The organism is Streptomyces sp. NBC_00663, from assembly GCF_036226885.1.
Classification (GTDB): domain Bacteria; phylum Actinomycetota; class Actinomycetes; order Streptomycetales; family Streptomycetaceae; genus Streptomyces.
The window spans coordinates 443,280-462,169 of the sequence record NZ_CP109027.1 but is presented as its reverse complement, the minus strand read 5'-3'; the positions used below and the strand labels follow the sequence as shown (position 1 = coordinate 462,169).

The 18,890-nt window shown below is 70.6% G+C and carries 25 protein-coding genes; 7 read left to right on the top strand and 18 right to left on the bottom strand.

Annotation, left to right across the window (positions count from 1 at the left end; translation table 11 throughout):
- Positions 1 to 67: 67 nt before the first annotated feature.
- Together OG866_RS02220 and OG866_RS02215 are read right to left on the bottom strand one after the other, a co-directional pair.
- Positions 68 to 592 (bottom strand): hypothetical protein, encoded by a 525-nt coding sequence (locus OG866_RS02220; protein WP_329331557.1) that lies wholly within the window; start codon positions 590 to 592, stop codon positions 68 to 70.
- Between the two features lies 1 nt (position 593).
- Positions 594 to 1,070: an ATP-binding protein gene (locus tag OG866_RS02215; RefSeq protein WP_329331556.1), complete on the bottom strand. Its 477-nt coding sequence runs from the start codon at positions 1,068 to 1,070 to the stop codon at positions 594 to 596.
- A 193-nt stretch (positions 1,071 to 1,263) separates the two neighbouring features.
- Between OG866_RS02215 and OG866_RS02210 the strand changes: the two genes are divergently transcribed.
- Together OG866_RS02210 and OG866_RS02205 are read left to right on the top strand one after the other, a co-directional pair.
- Positions 1,264 to 1,494: a DUF397 domain-containing protein gene (locus OG866_RS02210; RefSeq protein WP_329331554.1), complete on the top strand. Its 231-nt coding sequence runs from the start codon at positions 1,264 to 1,266 to the stop codon at positions 1,492 to 1,494.
- Between the two features lie 105 nt (positions 1,495 to 1,599).
- Positions 1,600 to 2,520: a helix-turn-helix domain-containing protein gene (locus OG866_RS02205; RefSeq protein WP_329331553.1), complete on the top strand. Its 921-nt coding sequence runs from the start codon at positions 1,600 to 1,602 to the stop codon at positions 2,518 to 2,520.
- A gap of 15 nt (positions 2,521 to 2,535) precedes the next feature.
- Here OG866_RS02205 and OG866_RS02200 read toward each other — a convergent pair whose 3' ends face one another.
- Positions 2,536 to 3,354 (bottom strand): SAM-dependent methyltransferase, encoded by an 819-nt coding sequence (locus OG866_RS02200; RefSeq protein ID WP_329343883.1) that lies wholly within the window; start codon positions 3,352 to 3,354, stop codon positions 2,536 to 2,538.
- Between the two features lie 108 nt (positions 3,355 to 3,462).
- Entirely contained in the window at positions 3,463 to 4,653 is a 1,191-nt protein-coding gene (locus OG866_RS02195; RefSeq protein ID WP_329331552.1) for an acyltransferase family protein, read from the bottom strand.
- Between the two features lie 244 nt (positions 4,654 to 4,897).
- On the opposite strand from OG866_RS02195, the gene OG866_RS02190 reads away from it, so the two are divergent.
- Complete coding sequence (locus tag OG866_RS02190) at positions 4,898 to 5,713, top strand: mechanosensitive ion channel family protein (protein ID WP_329331551.1); 816 nt, start codon at positions 4,898 to 4,900, stop codon at positions 5,711 to 5,713.
- Positions 5,714 to 5,863: 150 nt separating this feature from the next.
- Here OG866_RS02190 and OG866_RS02185 read toward each other — a convergent pair whose 3' ends face one another.
- The 4 genes from OG866_RS02185 to OG866_RS02170 all read right to left on the bottom strand — a co-directional run bounded on the left by OG866_RS02185 (position 5,864) and on the right by OG866_RS02170 (position 9,119).
- On the bottom strand, positions 5,864 to 6,514 hold the full coding sequence (locus tag OG866_RS02185; protein WP_329331550.1) for an aldo/keto reductase: 651 nt from the start codon (positions 6,512 to 6,514) through the stop codon (positions 5,864 to 5,866).
- Positions 6,511 to 6,828, bottom strand: coding sequence for a flavodoxin (locus OG866_RS02180; RefSeq protein ID WP_329331549.1), 318 nt, complete (start codon positions 6,826 to 6,828; stop codon positions 6,511 to 6,513). Before OG866_RS02180 ends, OG866_RS02185 begins: the two co-directional genes overlap by 4 nt.
- Positions 6,829 to 7,066: 238 nt before the next feature.
- Entirely contained in the window at positions 7,067 to 8,095 is a 1,029-nt protein-coding gene (locus tag OG866_RS02175; RefSeq protein ID WP_329331548.1) for a zinc-binding dehydrogenase, read from the bottom strand.
- Positions 8,096 to 8,141: 46 nt separating this feature from the next.
- Positions 8,142 to 9,119, bottom strand: coding sequence for an aldo/keto reductase (locus OG866_RS02170; RefSeq protein ID WP_329331547.1), 978 nt, complete (start codon positions 9,117 to 9,119; stop codon positions 8,142 to 8,144).
- Positions 9,120 to 9,334: 215 nt separating this feature from the next.
- On the opposite strand from OG866_RS02170, the gene OG866_RS02165 reads away from it, so the two are divergent.
- Complete coding sequence (locus OG866_RS02165) at positions 9,335 to 10,234, top strand: helix-turn-helix transcriptional regulator (protein ID WP_329331546.1); 900 nt, start codon at positions 9,335 to 9,337, stop codon at positions 10,232 to 10,234.
- A 166-nt stretch (positions 10,235 to 10,400) separates the two neighbouring features.
- On the opposite strand, the gene OG866_RS02160 is transcribed toward OG866_RS02165, so the two are convergent.
- From OG866_RS02160 to OG866_RS02135, 6 genes are all read right to left on the bottom strand, one after another.
- Positions 10,401 to 10,748: a DUF6401 family natural product biosynthesis protein gene (locus OG866_RS02160; protein ID WP_329331545.1), complete on the bottom strand. Its 348-nt coding sequence runs from the start codon at positions 10,746 to 10,748 to the stop codon at positions 10,401 to 10,403.
- A gap of 78 nt (positions 10,749 to 10,826) precedes the next feature.
- Positions 10,827 to 11,723, bottom strand: coding sequence for an aminoglycoside phosphotransferase family protein (locus OG866_RS02155; RefSeq protein ID WP_329331543.1), 897 nt, complete (start codon positions 11,721 to 11,723; stop codon positions 10,827 to 10,829).
- A gap of 145 nt (positions 11,724 to 11,868) precedes the next feature.
- Entirely contained in the window at positions 11,869 to 12,777 is a 909-nt protein-coding gene (locus OG866_RS02150; protein WP_329331542.1) for an alpha/beta hydrolase, read from the bottom strand.
- A 45-nt stretch (positions 12,778 to 12,822) separates the two neighbouring features.
- Positions 12,823 to 13,122: a DUF1427 family protein gene (locus OG866_RS02145; protein ID WP_329331541.1), complete on the bottom strand. Its 300-nt coding sequence runs from the start codon at positions 13,120 to 13,122 to the stop codon at positions 12,823 to 12,825.
- Positions 13,119 to 13,265: a DUF1427 family protein gene (locus OG866_RS02140; RefSeq protein WP_314207512.1), complete on the bottom strand. Its 147-nt coding sequence runs from the start codon at positions 13,263 to 13,265 to the stop codon at positions 13,119 to 13,121. The genes OG866_RS02145 and OG866_RS02140 overlap by 4 nt, the downstream gene beginning before the upstream one ends.
- A gap of 5 nt (positions 13,266 to 13,270) precedes the next feature.
- Positions 13,271 to 13,831: a quercetin 2,3-dioxygenase gene (locus OG866_RS02135; RefSeq protein WP_329331540.1), complete on the bottom strand. Its 561-nt coding sequence runs from the start codon at positions 13,829 to 13,831 to the stop codon at positions 13,271 to 13,273.
- Positions 13,832 to 13,979: 148 nt separating this feature from the next.
- On the opposite strand from OG866_RS02135, the gene OG866_RS02130 reads away from it, so the two are divergent.
- Positions 13,980 to 14,423, top strand: a complete 444-nt coding sequence (locus tag OG866_RS02130; RefSeq protein WP_329331539.1) for a MarR family winged helix-turn-helix transcriptional regulator — start codon at positions 13,980 to 13,982, stop codon at positions 14,421 to 14,423.
- Positions 14,424 to 14,469: 46 nt separating this feature from the next.
- Here OG866_RS02130 and OG866_RS02125 read toward each other — a convergent pair whose 3' ends face one another.
- The 3 genes from OG866_RS02125 to OG866_RS02115 all read right to left on the bottom strand — a co-directional run bounded on the left by OG866_RS02125 (position 14,470) and on the right by OG866_RS02115 (position 16,423).
- Positions 14,470 to 15,195 (bottom strand): alpha-L-rhamnosidase-related protein, encoded by a 726-nt coding sequence (locus OG866_RS02125; RefSeq protein WP_329331538.1) that lies wholly within the window; start codon positions 15,193 to 15,195, stop codon positions 14,470 to 14,472.
- A gap of 27 nt (positions 15,196 to 15,222) precedes the next feature.
- Positions 15,223 to 15,534, bottom strand: coding sequence for a hypothetical protein (locus OG866_RS02120; RefSeq protein WP_329331537.1), 312 nt, complete (start codon positions 15,532 to 15,534; stop codon positions 15,223 to 15,225).
- A 127-nt stretch (positions 15,535 to 15,661) separates the two neighbouring features.
- Entirely contained in the window at positions 15,662 to 16,423 is a 762-nt protein-coding gene (locus OG866_RS02115) for a DeoR/GlpR family DNA-binding transcription regulator (RefSeq protein ID WP_329331536.1), read from the bottom strand.
- 89 nt (positions 16,424 to 16,512) lie between these two features.
- On the opposite strand from OG866_RS02115, the gene OG866_RS02110 reads away from it, so the two are divergent.
- Both OG866_RS02110 and OG866_RS02105 read left to right on the top strand, forming a co-directional pair.
- Positions 16,513 to 17,727 (top strand): MFS transporter, encoded by a 1,215-nt coding sequence (locus OG866_RS02110; RefSeq protein ID WP_329331535.1) that lies wholly within the window; start codon positions 16,513 to 16,515, stop codon positions 17,725 to 17,727.
- A gap of 192 nt (positions 17,728 to 17,919) precedes the next feature.
- Positions 17,920 to 18,399 carry a hypothetical protein gene (locus tag OG866_RS02105; RefSeq protein WP_329343881.1) on the top strand — a complete coding sequence of 160 codons (480 nt, stop codon included), beginning with the start codon at positions 17,920 to 17,922 and terminating at the stop codon, positions 18,397 to 18,399.
- Between the two features lie 78 nt (positions 18,400 to 18,477).
- On the opposite strand, the gene OG866_RS02100 is transcribed toward OG866_RS02105, so the two are convergent.
- Positions 18,478 to 18,882 carry a winged helix-turn-helix transcriptional regulator gene (locus OG866_RS02100; protein WP_329331533.1) on the bottom strand — a complete coding sequence of 135 codons (405 nt, stop codon included), beginning with the start codon at positions 18,880 to 18,882 and terminating at the stop codon, positions 18,478 to 18,480.
- Between the last annotated feature and the right edge of the window lie 8 nt (positions 18,883 to 18,890).

The window sequence follows — 18,890 nt, the reverse complement described above, 5'->3', positions numbered from 1 at the left end:
ATGACGGCCGGCTGCCGGAAGCACTGCCAAGGAGGGGGCGCGGGCAGCGTGTGGGCCGTCGTGGTCCTCAGTCGGCCAGCATGGCGGCGAGCGCCTTGGTCGCGTCCACGAGTTCGTCGTCACGTTCGGCCAGGAGCCGTGGGATGGCGCCGCGTTGGGCGCGCACGGCGCGGCGGGCGGCCGATTCCCACTCGACGTGGTCTCCGTGGCGGCGGAGCTTCGGGTAGGCGGCGGCCATGATCTCCCACTGCCGGGCGTCGGCGATGTTCCGCAGCAGACGCAGAATCTGTGCACGGCAGGTGGTCTGCGGGCGCCGGGCCAGATCCCACAGGAAGGGGACCGTGACGGCTGTCGCCTGTCCGACGACGAAGCCGTTCCGGCAGATGCGGTGCCGCAGCCGGCCCAGCGCGTCGTGCGCGGCGGCCGCGTCGCCCGAGGCGATGGCGGCGAGCAGGTAGGGGATGGCGGCGGCGGACCCTGTCGAGTCCTCGATGTCACCCCACGGCACGAGTCCGACGTCCCGGAGCGTGGTGGCCTGATCGGACCGTCGCACGCTTTCCTCACCGCTGGAGAGCTCGGTGAGCGGCTGCATCTCAGGCGCCCCCTGTGGGCAACATGGCCCAGACGGTCTTGCGCGAGGGCGTGTGGCGAGTCCAGCCCCAGTGCTGCGACAGGGCCTCGACGATCAACAGGCCCCGGCCGTGCTCGCTGAACGTGTCCGGTGCGTGGGCCGCACGGGGAAGTCCGTCGCCCTGGTCGGTCACGGCGCACACCAGATGGGCCTCACGGCGCGTGAGACGCAGCCATACGTCGGGGTCGGCGTCGCCGGGTGTGTCGCTCTTCCGGCCGTGCAGCACGGCGTTGGCGGCGAGTTCGGAGACGACGGTCAGCGCGTCGTCCCGGCACTCGTCCAGCTCCCACTCGCCCAGGACACGATCGGTGAACTCGCGCGCCAGTGCGCATCCTTCGTTGCTGCCGGGCAGGCGCAGGGTGGCGCTTCGGCGCGCGGTGCGAGCGGCGGGGGAGCCGGGTGCGGCGGAACGCGGTGTGGCCGGGGGTGCCGGGATCACCTTCGGGCCAGACCAGGGTGCTGGGCGCGCGGGTTGCGACACGGCATCTCCTGAGGTGGCGTCAGGGCGTCAGGACGGGGCGTCCGTACGGGTGTTGGCGACGGGGGCTATTATCCACCTCAGAAGCCAGTCCGTGCAATTTCACGAGAAATTGCGCGCATGGATCGAGCCAGTCGTACCCGAGGAGGCTGCGGTGCCATCAGTTCCGAACGGGGTGCAAGCGAGTTCACTGGGCGTCCGTTGGACCAAGAGCCGGCACAGCAACGCCGAGGGCAACTGCGTCGAGGTGGCGCCGTTGGCCGAGGGAGGTGTGGCGATCCGCAACTCCCGTGATCCGCATGGCCCCGCGCTGGTCTACACGTCCGCCGAGGTCGCGGCCTTCCTGGCCGGGGTGAAGGACGGAGAGTTCGACGAGCTGATGTGAGCGGGGACCGGCGCCACCCGCGCCGGGATCGGCCCCGGATCATGCGCGCGGGGGCTAACTGGTGCGATAATGCAGGCTGTTGCCTTCTGCCCACCGGGAGTCAGGATGCCCTCGGATTCACCGCGCGTCTCCCGGCTCGAGCCGTACCTGCAACGGAGCGAGCCCGCGCCGACCCTGCTGAAGATGCTGGTCGGCGTGCAGTTGGCGGGCCTGCGTGAAGATGCGGGCATGGCGCAGGAACAGGCGGCGCGGGCCGTGGGCTTCAGCCCGGCGAAGCTGTCCCGCATCGAGGCGGGCAAGGGCCGCCGGCCTCCCACCGAGGCCGATGTCCGCGCGCTGCTGGACATGTACAAGACGGACGAGTACGAGGCGTCCGTCCTGCTGCAACTGCTGCGGCGGGCCGGTGAGCCCGGGTGGTGGCAGCGCTTCGACAAGCGGCTGATGCCGGAGTGGTTCGACCGGCTCGTCGGTTTGCAGGAAGCGGCCGATTTCATCCGTACGTTCGAGATCCAGTACGTCCCCGGGCTGCTGCAAACACCGGCCTACACCCGCGCCATCGTGGAGCGTGGCCTGCCCTCGGCGCCGAGCCGCGAGGTGAACCGCCGCGTGGAACTGCGCATGAAGCGGGCGGAGTTGCTGCACCGGCCGGACGCCCCGCAGCTGTGGGCGGTCGTCGACGAGTCGGTGCTGCTGCGGGTGCTGGGCAGCCGCGACATCATGCGCGAACAGCTGGAGCATCTCGTCACGATGGCCGAGCGCCCGCACGTCGTCATCCAGGTCGTACCCCTGGACGTGACCAACGCGTCCGCACCGGCCATCCCGGTCACGTACCTGCGCTTCGGCGGTTTCGACCTTCCGGACATCGTCTATCTGGAGCACATCAGGAGCGCCACGTTCCTGGAGGACCGCGACGAGACCGAGCAGTACCGCGTGGCACTGGACCAACTGGCCGACGACGCGCTCAGCCCCCGTGACTCCCTCGACCGGCTGCGCGAGACCGCCAAGCAGCGCTACGGGAGCACGTGAGCCGGTGCCGCTCCGTCACAGGACGCGGCCGGCTCCGCCGAACTCGATCCACTCCTGCGTCAGCTGACGCGGCGCCACCTCGTTGTCGGGCCGCCAGGTGGACACCTCCACCAGGCCCGGTTCGAGGATCTCCAGCCCCTCGAACCACTGCGCGACGTCCTTCTCCTCGCGCACCCGGCCCCAGTGCCCCTGCGTGGCCTTGTCCATGAAGTCGGTGACGAACTCCCGCACCTGCGGGTCCCCGCTGACCAGCTGGCACATCACCAGGCAACTTCCGGGCGCGAGCCGCTCGGTCACCCGCTTCACCACGGCGAGGGGACCGTCCGTGTCGCTGTCCGGAATGCAGTGGAACACCGAGTTGAACAGCACGCCCACCGGCTGCGAGAAGTCGATGAGCCGCCGGGTGTCGGGGGCGGAGAAGATCACGTCGGTGTCGCGCAGGTCGGCCTGGATCACGGCCGTACGGTCGTTCTGGTCCAGCAGGGCGCGGCCGTGCACCAGGACCATCGGGTCGTTGTCCACGTACACGACGCGCGCGTCCGGATCGACGCGCTGGGCCACCTGGTGCACGTTGTTCTGCGTGGGCAGACCGGACCCGTGGTCCAGGAACTGCCGGATGCCGTGCTCCCGCGCCAGCGTCCCCACCACCCGCTGAAGGAAATGCCGGTTGTTCAGCGCCAGCGCCCGGGTGCTGGGCACCACCTTGTCCAGTTCCTCGCAGGCGGCACGGTCGACCGCGTAGTTGTCCTTGCCGCCCAGGTAGTGGTCGTACATGCGCGCGGCTGTCGGAACCGTGGCGTCGATCTTGGTGGACAACCGCTTCCCGGACTCCATCGTCTCCCCCGTCACGTACCGCACCGAGCCGACCGGTGCGTCAGGCAATCCATCCTAGAGACAAGGCAGTTGGCGCAGCCACCGTATGCATGAAGTCCCCTGACGCAGTCAGGCCCGGAGCCGGTGTGCGCGGCGCAGGAAGGGCCGTTCGACGAGGTAGTACGACAACAGGGCCATCGCCAGGGTCAGCACCACCGTGCCCGTCAGCAACCCGTCCCTGACGTCGAGGGAGGCCAGCAGCCGCACGACGGGGTAGTGCCACAGATAGATGCCGTAGCTGAGATTGCGGCCGGTCCAGGCGAGTGGCCCGAAACCCAGCAGACGGGACAGCAGGCTGTCGGGCCGCAGTTCCAGCCCCGCGACCAGGGTGGCGGACACCGCGGCCACGGCGAGGATCCCGACCGTGTACCAAAGGGCGGTCCAGATGCCGGCGTTCCCGGTCACCGGCACCTTCCAGGCCACGAGCGTGAGCAGGGCGAGGGCGGGAAGGGCGAGCCGCCCGGCCCAGACGCGCAGCAGGCCCAGCCGCGGGTCGTCCGGCCGCAACCGTGCCAGGACCACGGCCACCAGGGCTCCGGCCAGCAGTTCGTCGGCGCGGGTGTCGGTGCCGTTGTAGATCCGGTGGACGGCGTCCGGATGCCACAGGAAGCAGCGCCACAGGAAGGGCAGCACGCACAGGGCGGCGGTGCACACCAGGACCGTACGTGCCCGCAGGCGGCGCAGCAGGCACAGCAGCAGGAGCGGCCACAGCAGATAAAACTGCTCCTCCACGCCCAGTGACCAGGTGTGGGCGAGGGGGCCGCCCATGTACGACCCGGAGTCCGCGGCCCGGAAGACGTTCGTCAGGAAGGTCGCCGCGAGGCCCACCGCCTGCCAGGAGCCGTCGAAGCTCCACAGTGAGGTCGTCGTCGCCAGCACCACACAGACCGCGCACACCGCCAGCAGGGCGGGGACCAGTCGTAGCCAGCGGCGCCGGTAGAAGGGGAGCAGGGCGAGGGTGCCGGTGCGGGAGTACTCGGCGAGCAGCAGGCGGGTGATGACGAAACCGCTGAGGGTGAAGAAGACGTCGACGGCGATCGAGCCGCCGGGGACCAGCGTGTGGTCGACGTGGTACACGACGACCAGTGCGACCGCCAGGGTGCGCAATCCGTCCAGCGCGTCGACCCGGCCGCTGTGCAGGCTCGCGGAAGGGAGCCCCCGGCGTGCACCTCGTGCCGCCGGGGCCGTGCGTCTCCGGTTCGTGTCCGCCGTAACCGTCTCGGGTGTTTCCACGGCGGTCGAGTCCGGTGTGCTGGCCATGTACGAGATCGCTTCCCACCTGCCGACTGATTCCGGTTGACCCGGTTCACCTGTCCGCAAAGCACGATCACATTCCTGTCTGTCCCCCAGCTGTCCGAATCCGAGGCCGAGCCGATGAGACGGCTGTCAGGCGGGCCGGCGCAGGCGCCTTCTCGTATGGCGTAGCTAATCGAGGCGTGAGGGCCTCTGTCCCCCTGGACTAGGGAGCGGGGAAGCCGCCGTCGACTTGAAGGAAGGGCGTCCCATGACCAACACCCTCGCTATCGACTTCACCCAAGGTCTCAATGACGCGTGGTCGAAGATCGCGACGTTCGTGCCGAAGCTGATCGGCTTCCTCGTCGTACTCGCCATCGGCTGGTTCGTGTCGAAGGCGATCGCCAAGATTCTCGACCGGGTGCTGCGCAAGGTGGGCTCCGAGCGTCTGTCCGAGCGAGCGGGTACCGCGCGGCTGCTCCAGAATTCGGCGTACGACCTGACCGGCATCATCTGCAAGATCGTGTACTACGCGCTGATGCTGATCACGCTGCAACTCGCCCTGGGAGTCTTCGGGCCGAACCCGGTCAGCGCGACGATCAACGGCATCGTCGCCTGGCTGCCGCGCGGCATCGTCGCCGTCGTACTCGTCGTGGTGGCGATGGCCATCGCCAACGCGGTCCGCACGATCGTCCAGGGCACCCTGTCGTCGGCGTCCTACGGCAACACCGTCGCGTCGATCTTGTGGGGAGCGATCGTCACCCTCGGTGTGATCGCCGCGCTCAGCCAGGCCGGCATCGCGGAGAACGTCGTCCAGTCGTTGCTGGTCGCCGCGCTCGCCACCATCGCGGGCATCCTGATCGTGGGCGTCGGCGGCGGCATGATCACTCCGATGCGGCAGCGCATGGAACGCATGCTGACGGCGGCCGAGGCGGAGACCCACCGGCATCGCAGCGGCGTGGGCGCGTATCAGGCGGGCCGTGAGGACGCGATGCGTCACCAGCCCTCGGGCGAGCGGACGCAGACGGGCCGCGACATGAGGGACCCCGGCCCGGAGGGCGGCACCGACCGTCCGACGACCATGTGACGTCTGACCTGGAACCGCCGGCGGCCCGAGCGAAGCGGGCCGACCGGCGGTTTTCGCTTGCATGGTGCCCGCACGGCGTGGTCGCCTCGCAGGGCTGGGCAGGCCGCTATCGAGAAGCCGCCGACGTCCCGCGGGGTGCTTCGACGCCTGTCATCGCGAGGGCGTCCGGCGGGAGCCGGTCACCGCTGATGGTGATCTGCGCGACGGCGGCTTCTGGGCCAGCGACCACGCGAGGTCGATCTGGGCGGGCGTGGCGCCCTTGCGTATGGCCCACTCGTCGAGCAGCTGCACCAGCGGCATGTTGGCGGCCCGGTTGTCCCGGCTGTTGCCGGGCATCGCGGTCCGGCGGTCCTCCGCCGTGAACCGGGTGTACGGGCTCATCGTGCCGGTGGTGAAGCCCATGCCCAGCGGCGCCCAGCACACGAAGCCGATCCCGAGTTCCTCACACAGCGGCAGGACGTTCTCCTCCGGGCCGCGCCACAGCGTGGAGTACTCGTTCTGGATCGCGGTGAGCGGCAGGATCGCGTGGGCCCGGCGCACGGTCCCCAGACCCGGCTCGGACAGCCCCCAGTGCAGCACCTTGCCCCGGGCGAAGAGGTCCTTCACCGTGTCCGCGACGTCCTCGATCGGGACGCCTGGGTCGACCCGGTGGTGGTAGAGCAGGTCGATGCGTTGGAGCCAGGTGCTGATGTCGCGATCGACTTGATCGACTTCTTCGCCTTGGACTGCCAGACCGTCGGCAAAGGCGGCGCCACGACAGGAGGCCGCGTAGTCACGTGCGGTGGTGCCCAGGCCGCTCATGGCGTCGTCATGATCATGGGTGCGCGGACGCTCCAGATGGGACTGCCCAGCAGCACCGTGCCGTACCCGTCCAGGTCGGGCAGCGCGCCCTTGATGGCCGGGCGGGCGTCGGCGTCCTGTTCCCGGTTGTTGCGCTGGACGGTCGCGTCGTAGCTCTCCGGGTAGGGATCGGCGGGCTCGATCCGGTAGACCTCACAGTCGATGAGGTCGCGGATCTTGCGGGCCACGACCTCGGTATTGCCGACCTTCAGCGTGGTGCGATCGCCGTAGTAGTAGTAGTTCTCGCCGGGCCGCGAGAAATACGCGAGCAGCACCTTGCCTGCCGCTTTGCCGGTCGGAGTCTCGCTTGTCGTCCGCGGGTGAGCAGCTGATGAGATGGGGAGCGGTCATGGTGGTGGCTCCGGTCAGCAGTGCGGCGCGCAGGATCGTGCGGCGCCGGGCTGACGCGTGGTCCGGCTGGTTCACAGGTGGGCCCTTCGCACAGGAACTGGCAGCGGCAAGGGGCGAGCAGCGGCCGGCGTGTGCGGCCTGCCGCTGCTCGCCCCGGGGTGGTCAGGGGCGGATGAGGGCCTTGAGGACCTGGCGGTCGGCCATCGCCCGGTAGGCGTCCGGTGTCCGGGCGAGGGCGAATTCCTGGTCGAAGACGCGGCCCGGGGCGATCGTCCCGTTCAGGACGTCGGGCAGGAGTTCTTCGATGTAGGCGCGGGCGGGGCTGGCGCCGCCGGTCAGGGTGATGTTGCGCATGAACTCGGGCGGCCCGATCGGCCCCTGCTCGTACTGGGGTACGCCCAGGCGGCTGATGGTGCCGCCGTCCAGGACCGCACCGAGCGCGGTGTCGAGGGACTGGCGGGTGCCGACGGCCTCGATGACCTTGTCCACGCCGCCGGTCAGCTCGCGGATGCGGGCGATGCCCTCCTCGCCGCGCTCGGCGACCACGTCGGTGGCACCGAACTCCCGGCCCAGGGCCGTGCGCGCTTCGTGCCGGCCGGCGAGGACGATCCGCTCGGCGCCCAGCCGCTTGGCGGCGATCACCGCACACAGACCGACCGCGCCATCCCCGACGACCAGTACCGCGTCCCCGCGGCCGACGCCGGCGGTGACAGCGCCGTGGTGGCCGGTGGTCATCACATCGGAGAGCGCCAGCAGCGACGGCAGCAGCGCGGAGTCGGCGGCCACCGGCAGCTTGACCAGGGTGCCGTCCGCATGCGGAACGCGGACGGCTTCGCCCTGCCCGCCGTCGACGCCGTCGTATCCGTACCGGCCGCCGTTGCGGCACGAGATGTGCAGGCCCTTGGCACAGTAGTCGCAGGTGTTGTCGCTGTATGTGAACGGGGCGACGACCAGGTCCCCCGCCTTGAGGCCGGTCACGTCGGCGCCGGTGTCTTCGACGACGCCGAGGAACTCGTGGCCCATGGGGCGGGCGGTGTCGGTGGCGGGCATCGACTGGTAGGGCCACAGGTCGCTGCCGCACACGCACGCCGCCACCGTGCGCACCACGGCGTCGGTGGGCTGGACGATCTTCGGGTCGGGCCGGTCCTCGACGCGGACGTCGCCGGCTCCGTACATCACTGCTGCACGCATGAGGGTGCTACTCCAGACGGGGTTCGTGTGGGGCGGTGCGGACGAATCAGCGTTCGAGCATCTGCGCCTGCGCCTCGGTGTGGGTGTCACCGGCGGCGGGCGGCAGGCTGCTCAGCTTGTTCAGCTGCTCGTCGGTCAGCGTGATGGCGTCGGCGGCGGTGTTCTCCTCGACGCGGCTGACACGCTTGGTACCGGGGATCGGAGCGATGTCGTCGCCCTGGGCGAGCAGCCAGGCGATCGCGACCTGCGCCGGGGTGGCTCCGGCCTCGGTGGCCAGGGCCTTGACCTCGTCGGCGAGCGCCAGGTTGCGCTGGAAGTTCTCGCCGGTGAAGCGCGGGTTCCCGCGGCGGAAGTCGCCCTCTTCGAAGTCATCGGTGGAGCGGATCTCGCCGGTCAGGAAGCCGTGTCCCAGCGGGGAGAACGGCACCAGGCCGATGTTCAGCTCCCGCAGGACGGGCAGGACACGCTCCTCGATCCCGCGGGTCCACAGCGAGTACTCCGACTGCACCGCGGTGACCGGCTGGACGGAGTGGGCGCGGCGGATCGTGTCCGGACCGGCCTCCGAGAGCCCGAAGGCACGGACCTTGCCCTCGGCGATCAGCTCGCCCACGGCGCCGGCGGTCTCCTCGATCGGTGTGTTCGGATCCACCCGGTGCTGGTAGTACAGGTCGATGTGGTCGGTGCCCAGCCGCTTCAGGGAGCCCTCCACCGCGGTGCGGATGTTGGCCGGGCTGGAGTCCAGGTTCCACGCGCCCTCGTCGGCGTGGGAGACCAGGCCGAACTTGGTGGCCAGCACTGCCTGGTCCCGGCGGCCCTTCAGCGCCCGCCCGAGCAGCTCCTCGTTGGTGTACGGGCCGTAGATCTCGGCGGTGTCGATGAAGGTGACGCCGAGCTCCAGCGCCCGGTGCACGGTCCTGATCGACTCCGCCTCGTCGGTGCCCGAGCCGGTGTAGCCGTGGGACATGCCCATCGCACCGAGACCGATCCGGGAAACTTCCAGGTCACGCAGCTTGATGTACCGCATCTCGCCCTCATCCGATCATGGTGTTGCCCGCTCTCTCGTTCTCGCCCGGCCCGGCAGGTCATGCGGGTTGAGGCCCGGGCGGCACGAGGGGCCGGCGTCTTCCTCATTCACCGTCGCCCGGAATGCACCGGTGTGGCAGGGCGGGCTCTTCGGGGGGAACAACAGGGCCCCCCTCCCGCCCGCGCGAGAGGTGTTCGGCGGGTGAGACTGGGGACATGGCATCCGAGAGTGCGCACAGCGAGGGCGCCGAGCTGGGCCGCTACCTGCGCGCCCGCCGCACCCAGACCAGCCCCGAACACGTCGGCCTCACCGTCGGCGCCGGCATCCGCCGCACCCCGGGGCTGCGCCGTGAGGAGCTGGCCACCCTCGTCGGCATCAGCATCGACTACTACGTGCGCCTGGAACGCGGCAAGGAGACCCGCCCCAGCCCCGCCGTCCTCGACTCCCTCGCCCGCGCCCTGCACATGGACGACCAGGAACATCGGCACCTGCGCGAGCTTGCTGCCCGCGCCGCCCGCTACACCCCCGAACCACCCCCGGCGCCCAGCCGCACCGTGCGCCCCCACCTGAAACTGCTGCTGGAATCGCTGCGGCCGAACCCGGCCTACGTCATCAGCCGCAGCATGGACATGCTGGCCTGGAACCCCGGCGGCCTCGCCATCTATGCGGGTCTGGAGGAGTGGCCGGCCAAGCACCGCAACCTCGCCCGCTACATCTTCCTGCACCCCTCGGCCCGCGACCTGTTCACCGACTGGGACCGGCAGATCACCTCCTGCGTCGCCCGGCTGCGCGCCGTCGCCGGCACCGCACCCGATGCCCCCGACCTCACCAACCTCGTCGGCGAGCTCCTCCTCAAAAGCCCCGATTTCTCACGGTTGTGGGAACGCTATGAAGTGACCGGACGCAAACCCGCGACCAAGACGTTCCGCCACCCCCAGGTCGGAACGCTCACGCTCACGTCGCAGTCCCTGCATGTGGAAGGCACCCCCGGTCAGCGCATCGGCGTCTACACCGTCGAACCCGGCAGCCCCGACCACGACGCACTGCTTCTGCTCGACATGACTGCGCCTGCCGCCAGCCCCACGCGGCAAGACGCAGCGCGTCGACAGAGCTGAGCGCCTCGCCTGTACTGACCCCTGAGCGCACGACGGGAAGATGCCGGTGCCCGCGTCTTGTGAACGCTCGTCCGCCGGCTGCGCTGCCTTCGGTGGAGTCCGCGGACCTGAGCTCGTCGATTTCGGCGAGGGTCCGTGAGAGCGAGGCGAATGAGAACCGCTGGACTCAGGCCAAGCCGCTGGCGCTGCTTGAAGGGTCGCCGTACTCGTCGCCCGCGGCCAGGAGGCCGTGGCGCACCGCGAGCCAGCTGATCGCGGTCAGACGGCACACGGCGTAGTCGTGGCCGACCGGCTCGCGCCAGTCCATCTCCTCAAGGGCATCGAGAAAGCCCAGGGCGTAGTCGGCAAGGATCTCGCGTCGCGGCGGCGGAGGAAACAGCCCGCTGTGGGCCGCCGACAAGCGATCACGTATCTCGGCGACATGCTGGTCCACGGCGGCCGTGAAAGCAGGTTCGAACGCGAACTCCGCGAATCGCGGCTCGAACGCGCTGCTGATTCGGGCCAGGGGGGACATGAGAGCCACCGTAAATGTGGCTCCTGGGAATCGGGCATCCCGGACGCCGAGATCTGTGTCACGGCCGACAGAGCGGCCTCACTCCATCGACGCCAGAATGCGGTCGAGTGTCCGGCGTCCCATCCTGCTCATGGTCGGATTGCTCTCGACGTAGTACCAGACCACGCCCATCGCCTGTTCGAACGCCCATGCCTTGCCGCGCTCCCACTCGAGATCGTCGCAGGCCAGCGCCCTTCGAAGTACGTCCCGTGGGCCTGGCCGCAGCAGGTGCCAGGCGCTGACCAGATCCAGCGCGGGGTCGGCCGGGCCGAATCCGCCGGTGTCGAGTACACCGCTGAGCCGGTCTCCCGCGACCAGTACGTTGCCGGGAATCAGGTCACCATGGCTCATCACATCGGCATCCACGCCCGGCAACTCTCTGAAGTGGCTCCAGACTTGGCGCAGCCGGGGGACGTCGAGCAGCCCCTCACTCGCCTCGAAGCACTCCGCCATCCAGTCGTCGTGGTGCGCGAGAACGCCGCCGCGACCGTGGCCACCGAAACGCCGCCCCCGCGTCTCGGTGCCGCGCAGCGCTGCGATGAAGGCCGCGAGGTCCTCGGCGAAGGCGTCCGACCCACTCGGGTCGGCATCGAAGGCGACCGTTCCCGGCAGCCAGGTCTGGACCGACCAGGGCATCGGGTAACCCGCACCCGGCTTTCCCAGGGCGACGGGCTCGGGGACGGGGAACCGGGACACCTGCGCCAGCTCCGCGCTCGCCTGGGCCTCCTGTTCCAGAACCCACAGCGCGTCGGCGGGATCGGCCGGACGCAGGGGGAAGCGCGCCGAGAGGTCGTTGCCGATCCGGAAGATGGCGTTGACCGTGCCCGTCGACGGCAGGAGTCGGACGGGCTCGCCGCCCCACTGCGGGAACTGCTCTTGGATCAGGGTCGCAACGGTATCGGTGGTCACGTCCACTTGGTCGTCGTGCATGGTCATGCCCGCGGGCCCCTCCACTGGTGCGGTTACAGACGTTCGAGACGCCGGAAGCAGACCAGATCAGTGGAGGTGACGGCCAATGGTTATACGCCGGGGTCCCGATCGTCCGTGGGTTTCGGCCGCCCAGCTGTCTCCACCGCTCCGGTCACCTCGCGCTCGGGGGCCCCGGTGCGGTGAGCGCGCGGGCGAAGTCCAGCGACGCGATGAAGCACCGTTCGACGTCCTCGTCGGGCAGGCCCGCCCAGGCGTGGTCCGCGCCGGGGACGGGGCGGAAGTCGACCTGGGCGCCCGCCGCGCGCAGGGCGGCGGCGAGTTGCTCGCCCTGGGCCGACGGGATGAGGGAGTCGTCGGTGCCGTGCAGGATGAGGAAGGGCGGGGCGTCGGCGGTGACATGGGTGACCGGGCTGGCCGCACGGGCGAGATCGGGGGCCGTGGCCACGGGTGCTCCGATCAGCAGAGCCTCGCGCGTCGTGGGGCTGTTGGCGTCGTAGGCGCCGGGCCGGGACTGGCTGGGCAGAGTCGTCAGATCCGTGGGGCCGTACCAGGCGACGCAGCCGAGCACCGGCGTGGTGAGGGCCAGCAGGGCGGCCAGATGGGCCCCGGCGGATTCGCCCCAGGTGACGGTCCGGCCCGTGTCCAGTCCGAGTTCGCCGGCGCGGGCGTCGAGCCAGGCCAGGGCGGCGGTGACGTCCTCCAGCTGGGCGGGATAGGTGGCCTCGCCGGTGAGCCGGTAGTCGAGGCTGGCGACGGCGAATCCGGCCTGGGCGAGGCGGGCGAAGGGGCTGACGTGCCAGGAGCGGAAGCGCGGTCCCATGTCCGTGCGGGTGCCCGTCCGCCAGCCGCCGCCGTGGAGGTAGACGATGACCGGCAGTGGATCGTGGGGGTACTCGGGCAGCCACAGGTCCAGTTCGAGTGGACGGATGCCGTCGGGAGCGGCGTAGACGGCGCCGCGCAACAGCCGTGTGGCCGGGGCGGGATGCGCCGCGGGCGGCAGCGGCAGCTGGGCGGGGGCGGTCGGGGCGAGCAGGGCGGCGAGCTCGGGCGGCAGCGGCATGAGGGTTCTTTCCGAACGAGACGGCGGGACGTCGTGCGGGGCGGGTCAGTGAGGTGGGGACGACGGCACGCAGGTGCAGCCGGAAGCCGTCCCCGGAGCGTCGGTCGGATGCGAGGCTGGGGACGGTCGCGGAGCAGCGCGGCGCAGGGCGATCCGTGTGCCGAGCGCCGTGGCCGCCCGCTCGCCGAGGCCGATGCCCAGCAGACCGGTGAGCCCCAGCAGGGCCGGCGCCGGCGCCCTCAGGTCCCAGGTCCGGTAGAGGGCGCCCATGGCCAGCCCCGCGGCGAAGGAGATCAGGACGCGTCGGCCGAACGCGGCCACGCGGGCGCGGGCCGCGCCGCTCACAGCTTCCCCAGGACGGTCTGCCCGACCAGGATGCCGAGCAGACCGGCCAGGGCGACGGGCGGGGGAGCGGGAGCTTTGACGCGCAGTGCCGCGTACAGGGCGCCGACCAGGGTCCCGGCCAGCAGCGCTTGGACGTACGGCATCCCGGTCAGTTCCCGGTCCGCCACTGGTGGTCGGGCAGGAACCGTACGTCGTGCTGGAGCGGGACGGTGCCGAACTTGTGCGGTTCGGGTATGTACGGCTGCGCCGGTAGGCCCAGCTCCTCGGTGGGTGTGCCGAGGCTCTCGAAGAACCGCTCGAACGTTTTGCCCGGGCCGGCGGCGACCCCGACGATCCGGCTGTGGTGGCGCTCGATGCGGTACGCGTGCGGGCAGTTCTTGGGTACGAATCCGAAGTCGCCCGCGCTGAGGAGCTTCTCCTGCTGCTCGCCCTGGAGGTCCTCGACGAAGAGCCGGACGGCGCCGTCGGTGACGTAGAAGATCTCGTGGGTGTCGGCGTGGGAGTGGGCGGGGATGAGGTCGCCCCTGGGGCCTTCGACGGTGAAGAAGTTGAAGGTGTTCTCGGTCTGCTCGCCGCCGGCGTAGACGGTGACCAGGTCGGTGAAGAGGTGGGCGCGGTCGCCCATGCCCTTCTCGATGAAGTAGGGCTTGCCCGGCTCGGCGGGAATGCGCGAGCGGGACCGGTAGCGGGTGGCGAACTCCATGGTCATGGAAACCTCCGGTGCGACGAGGCGACAATGAATGTCAGGCTACCTGACGTTCACGGATGGGGAACCCTCAGTGACGCGGCGGGTTCTGCCGGATCGGGGCCGCGGGCAAAGGGTCGCTATGCTCGGCATCCCGTCCTGCTGAGGAGCCATGACCACGCCCGCGCCGAACCTGCCCCAGCTGTTCACCGAGGCCAAGCGGTGGTTCGACGACGCGTTGCTGGCCAGCATGGAGGCCGCGGGCGAGCAGGCGGTGACCGTCGCCCAGGCGGCCGTCTTCGCCGCCCTGGACGAGCAGGGCACCACGATCTCCGAGCTCGCCCGCCGAATGGGCGTCACCCGGCAGACCGTCCACCAGGCCGTGCACGGACTGATCGGCATGGGGCTGCTGGAACAGATCCCCGACCCCGCCTCCGCCCGCAGCCGCCTGATCCGCCCCACCGGCGAAGGCATCCGCGTCCATCACCGGGCCCAGGCCGCGCTCGCCGTGATCGAAGGTGTGCTGGCCGAACGCATCGGCACCGACGCCGTCGGCGCGTTGCGACAGGCGCTGGCCACCCCGTGGGGCGAACCGCCCCTGGTCGAGGCACCCTGACCTTCTGACGCCCAGAGGTGCGTGCACACTCCGGCACACCCGCGTGTCAGCTGTCCTCATGGCACATGTCGATCGTGTAGGTGTGTGTGCCTGGTCCTGCGGTCACGGTGTCGGCTCCCGGGAGGCGGATCTCCGCTTCCGTGCCCGGCGGGATCCGGGTCGTGAGGGTGAACTCCCCGTCGTGGAGGTGACATTGGCTCGCGATGAGGCCGTGCGGTGATTCGTGGCGGGCGGATGCGGAGCTGAGCCCGCCGCCGGGCCGCCGGGCGATGACGAAACGCCGGTATCCGGCTTCGCACGCGGCCGGGGTCGCGGTCAGCCAGGAGGGCGCGGTGGCCTGGCGCAGTAGTTCGTAGGTGAGGCCGAGATGACCTGTCTCGGCGAGGACGGGGAGCAGCAGGCCGGTGCTGAGGAAGCCGATGGACAGGTGGGTGCCGGCGGCGCGGATCAGGGCCGCTAGCCGGTCGGCGGTGCGGGTCCGCAGCGGGGCCAGGACCAGGCCGAAGGCCAGCGCGCGGACCAGGGTGACCTGGGTGTCGGGGGTGACGGTGCCGTCGTCGGAGAGGTACTCGCACTGCCATGCGACCCGGGCGCCCTCGACGATGCGGCGGTAGCGGGCCTCGTCGGCCGGGTGCCCGAGCAGGGCCGCGGTGCGGGCCGGCAGGTCGGCCGAGCGGTGCAGGTAGGCGGTGGCCACGGCGCCGTGGCTCATCGGCCGCGCCCTGCGCCACCTCGACGTACGCCGCATCTGGTGCGCGGCCCTGGCCGTCATGGCCGTCGGCTACGGCCTCGTCGGCCTCTACCACGGCAGCGAACTCCAGCTCATCGTCACCTCCTGCATCGCCGACGTCGGCGCGGGCATCGTCGTCGCGGGGGCCCCTGCGCTGGTGGTCGGCGTCGTCTCGCGCGACGAGCAGGGCCTGGGCAGCGGCATGCTGAACATGCTCATCAGCCTGTTCGGAGCCCTCGTCGCCGCCGGTGTGTACGCCATCCTGGCCGCGGACAGCACGGTCGTCGACGGCACCGCGTTCTCTCTCGACAGGGGCTTCACCTGGATCTTCTGGCTCGGATCCCTGGAGACCGTGGCGGCCCTGGCGCTCTCTCTGTTCATTCCGCGTCCCCTCTCGCGACGCGCGCGTTCCGGTGATGCCGACCGGATCGGCCGGGGTGAGCTGCACCGTGGCTTCGGGACGGCGGTGTCGACGGGGCGGTGTCGAGAGGGTGGCGCGGCGGGCTGGTCAGGCGGTTTTGACGAGGGTGCCGACCGCCTCGAGCGCGGTGACTTCGTCGGCGGGCGCGGTGGCGTCGGTGACGACGGTGTGCAGAAGGCCGGCCGGGGCCACGTGGGCGTATGCGGTGTGGCCGAGTTTGCTGCCGTCGGCGGCGACGATCACGCGGCGGGCCGACGCGATACCCGCCTTCTTCACGGCGGCGTCGTCGAGGTCGTAGGCCGTCAGACCGTCTGCCGCGCTCAGTCCGCAGCAGCCGATGATCGCCGTGTCGAAGCGCAGGGCGGCCAGGGAGGCGAGCGTGAGCGGACCGGTCAGGGCTCCTTCGGCGGCGCGGGGCCGGCCGCCGGGCACCATCAGGGTGGCCCGTCCGGGGGTCTCGCCGAGCAGGTGGATGGCCTGAAGAGACAGCGGCATCACGGTGACCGGCCGCTCACGCAGCAGACGGGCGGCCTCCAGGCAGGTGGTTCCGCTGTCCAGCAGGACGCTCTCACCGTCGGCGACGAGCGCGCAGATCTCGGCCGCGATGCGCTGCTTGGCGGCGACCGCCTCGTGGGCGCGCAGGGCGAACGGGGGTTCCTCGCCCCGCAGCAGCAGGGTGCGGGCGCCGCCGCGGACCCGTTCGAGGACGCCCTGGGCGGCCAGTGTGTCAAGGTCGCGCCGGATGGTCATCTCGGAGGCCCCGGTCAGCTCCGCGAGCTCCTGGACGGTGGCGCCGCCGGAGTCCCTGACCGTCTTCGCGATCAGCCCGTGCCGGTCTGCGTTGCTCATACCGCGATTGAACACCACCACGAAACGAACAATCAAGCTGTTCATTTGCGCGCTGTACGAACATGATGAATGTTCGTTACAGTGCCGGCATGGAACGTTCGCTGCGAGCCGCCCGTGTGGCGACCTATGTCTACTTCGTCCTGTGCGGCACTTTGATGGGCGCCTGGGTGGTGCACATCCCCGCCATCGAGGAACGCGTCGGCATCAGCCACGCCACACTCGGCGGCCTGCTGGTCCTCCTCGGGCTCGGGGCCTTCATCGGCATGCAGGTGGCCGGCCCCCTGACCGACCGCCTGGGCGCGCGCCTCGTGGTGCCCGCCAGCGCTGTCCTGTGCGGAGCGACCCTGGTCCTGCCCGGCCTCGCCCACGACCCGTGGACCCTGGCCGGCGCACTGCTGGTCTTCGGGTTCTGCAACGGCTGCCTCGACGTGAGCATGAACGCCCACGCCGTCCACGTGGAGAAGGCGTACGGCCGACCCGTCATGTCGGGCTTCCACGCCACGTTCTCCGTCGGCGGCGTCCTCGCCGCGCTCGTCGGGGCGGGCGCGGCCGGCGCCGGTCTCAACCCGGCCGCGGGCCTCGCCGCCATCGGAGCCGTCGGCATCGTGATCGCCGTCGTGTCGGCGCGCGCCCTGCTGCCCGCCGCCGGCAACCCCGACTCCCCTTCCGCGGAGGCGGCCGAGACATCGGCCGCCGTCGAGCCCCGCGGCACCAAGGGCCGTATCTGGATGCTGGCCGTCCTGGCGCTCATGGTCATGCTGTGCGAGGGCGCCGCCAACGACTGGAGCGCCCTGCACCTCAAAGACGTCCTGGGCGCGTCCGCCGCCACGGCCGCCTTCGCGTACGGCACCTTCGCCGCGGCCATGACCATCGGCCGACTGCTCGCCGACCGCCTCGTGGCCCGGTTCGGCTCCCCGGCGATCCTGCGCTACGGCGCGGCCACGGCCGCCGTCGGCATCACCCTCGTGGCGCTCGGCCCATGGATATGGGCCGCCTTCACCGGCTGGGCGCTGTTCGGCCTCGGGCTGTCGGGCTGTGTCCCGCAACTGTTCAGCGCGGCCGGGCACGCCGACCCCGCGGCTGCCGGGGCCAATGTCTCCCGCGTCGCCGGGCTCGGCTACGTCGGCATGCTCGCCGGCCCCGCCGTCATCGGCTGGCTGACCCACGTCGTCGCCCTCAACCACGCCTTCGTCCTGCTGACCTTGCTGTGCGCGGCCACCGCTGCCGCCGCCGGGATCCTGCGCACCGGAGACGCCCGCTCCCAGGCGCGCGTGGCCTCGGACCGCGTGCGTGAGTCGGCGTGATGCGGGATCCCGGCGCCAACGGAGCCTGAGGCGGGTCGCCGAGATCCAACCACGGGATTCGACTGACCGGCCGTGAAGCCGTGGGCTACCGTACGGACACACTGAGTTGCCGCCCGTCGATCGTGGAGGAGCCCTGGGTCATCACCCTGCGACCCGCAGCATGCCCCGGTCGGCGATGTGGGCGCGGCCCTCATGATGATCGACTCCCGACTCAAAGCCGTGTACGACGGGCAGCCCACGACCGATCCCCAACAGCAGCAGCTCACCGACCAGTTCACCGCGTCCCTGGGCCCCCAAGGAGCGCGGGACCTGATCGACGGCTCCTGCACGCTCATCTACATGTTCATGCGGTGGCTGCAACTGGCCCACGAGAACCAGGACAAGGACGTCATCGAGTACGTCGTGCCCAGCCTCGTGGCCTCACTGCGCCAGATGCCCAAGAGCGTCCGACCCGAGGCCATCCCCACCATGGCCGGGCTGGTCCTCGCGGCCGGCACCGGCCTGAGCCCGAGCCTGTGGCGCCGGCAGTACGGAGACTGGACCGCAAGCGAGATGAACGCCCTGGAAGCCACCGCCCTGTTGCTCGCGGAGCACATCAACCGGATCACCGGTGACCGCGACTTCGCCATCCGCCTGATCTCCGAGGCGTTGTCCGGTTCGAACCAGGACTGACGAGGCCTTTACTGACCCCGGCGTGTACTGAGGCCTTACTCACCCTGGCGTGTACTCACCTGCCGGTGACCCCTGCGCTCAAGGCTGCTGATCCGTCCGGCAAGTTGGGTCTGAGGGCGGCGCGGCAGAAGCACCTTCCGCCCCCGCTTCTTGCGCGGCCATGACCTCGTCGCCGTGCTCGAAGGCCCAGGCGCCGACGGCGTCGATGGGCGCCAGCAAGGTGCGGCCCAAAGCGGTGAGTTGGTACTCGACCCGCGATGGCGCGGCAGGGTCTGCCTGCCGGTCCACCAGTCCATTGAACTGAAGCCGGCGCAGAGTCTCGGTCAGGACCTTGGAGCTGATGCCCCCGATCCGCTCCCGTAGTTCGACCGGGCGGCTGGGGCCGTCACGCAGGGCCCAGAGGACCACGGCGTTCCAGGTGTTGGAGAGCAGGTCGAAGGCGAGGCGGGCGCGGCAGTCGGCAAGGAAGGCATCGGTGGGCACGTACCAAA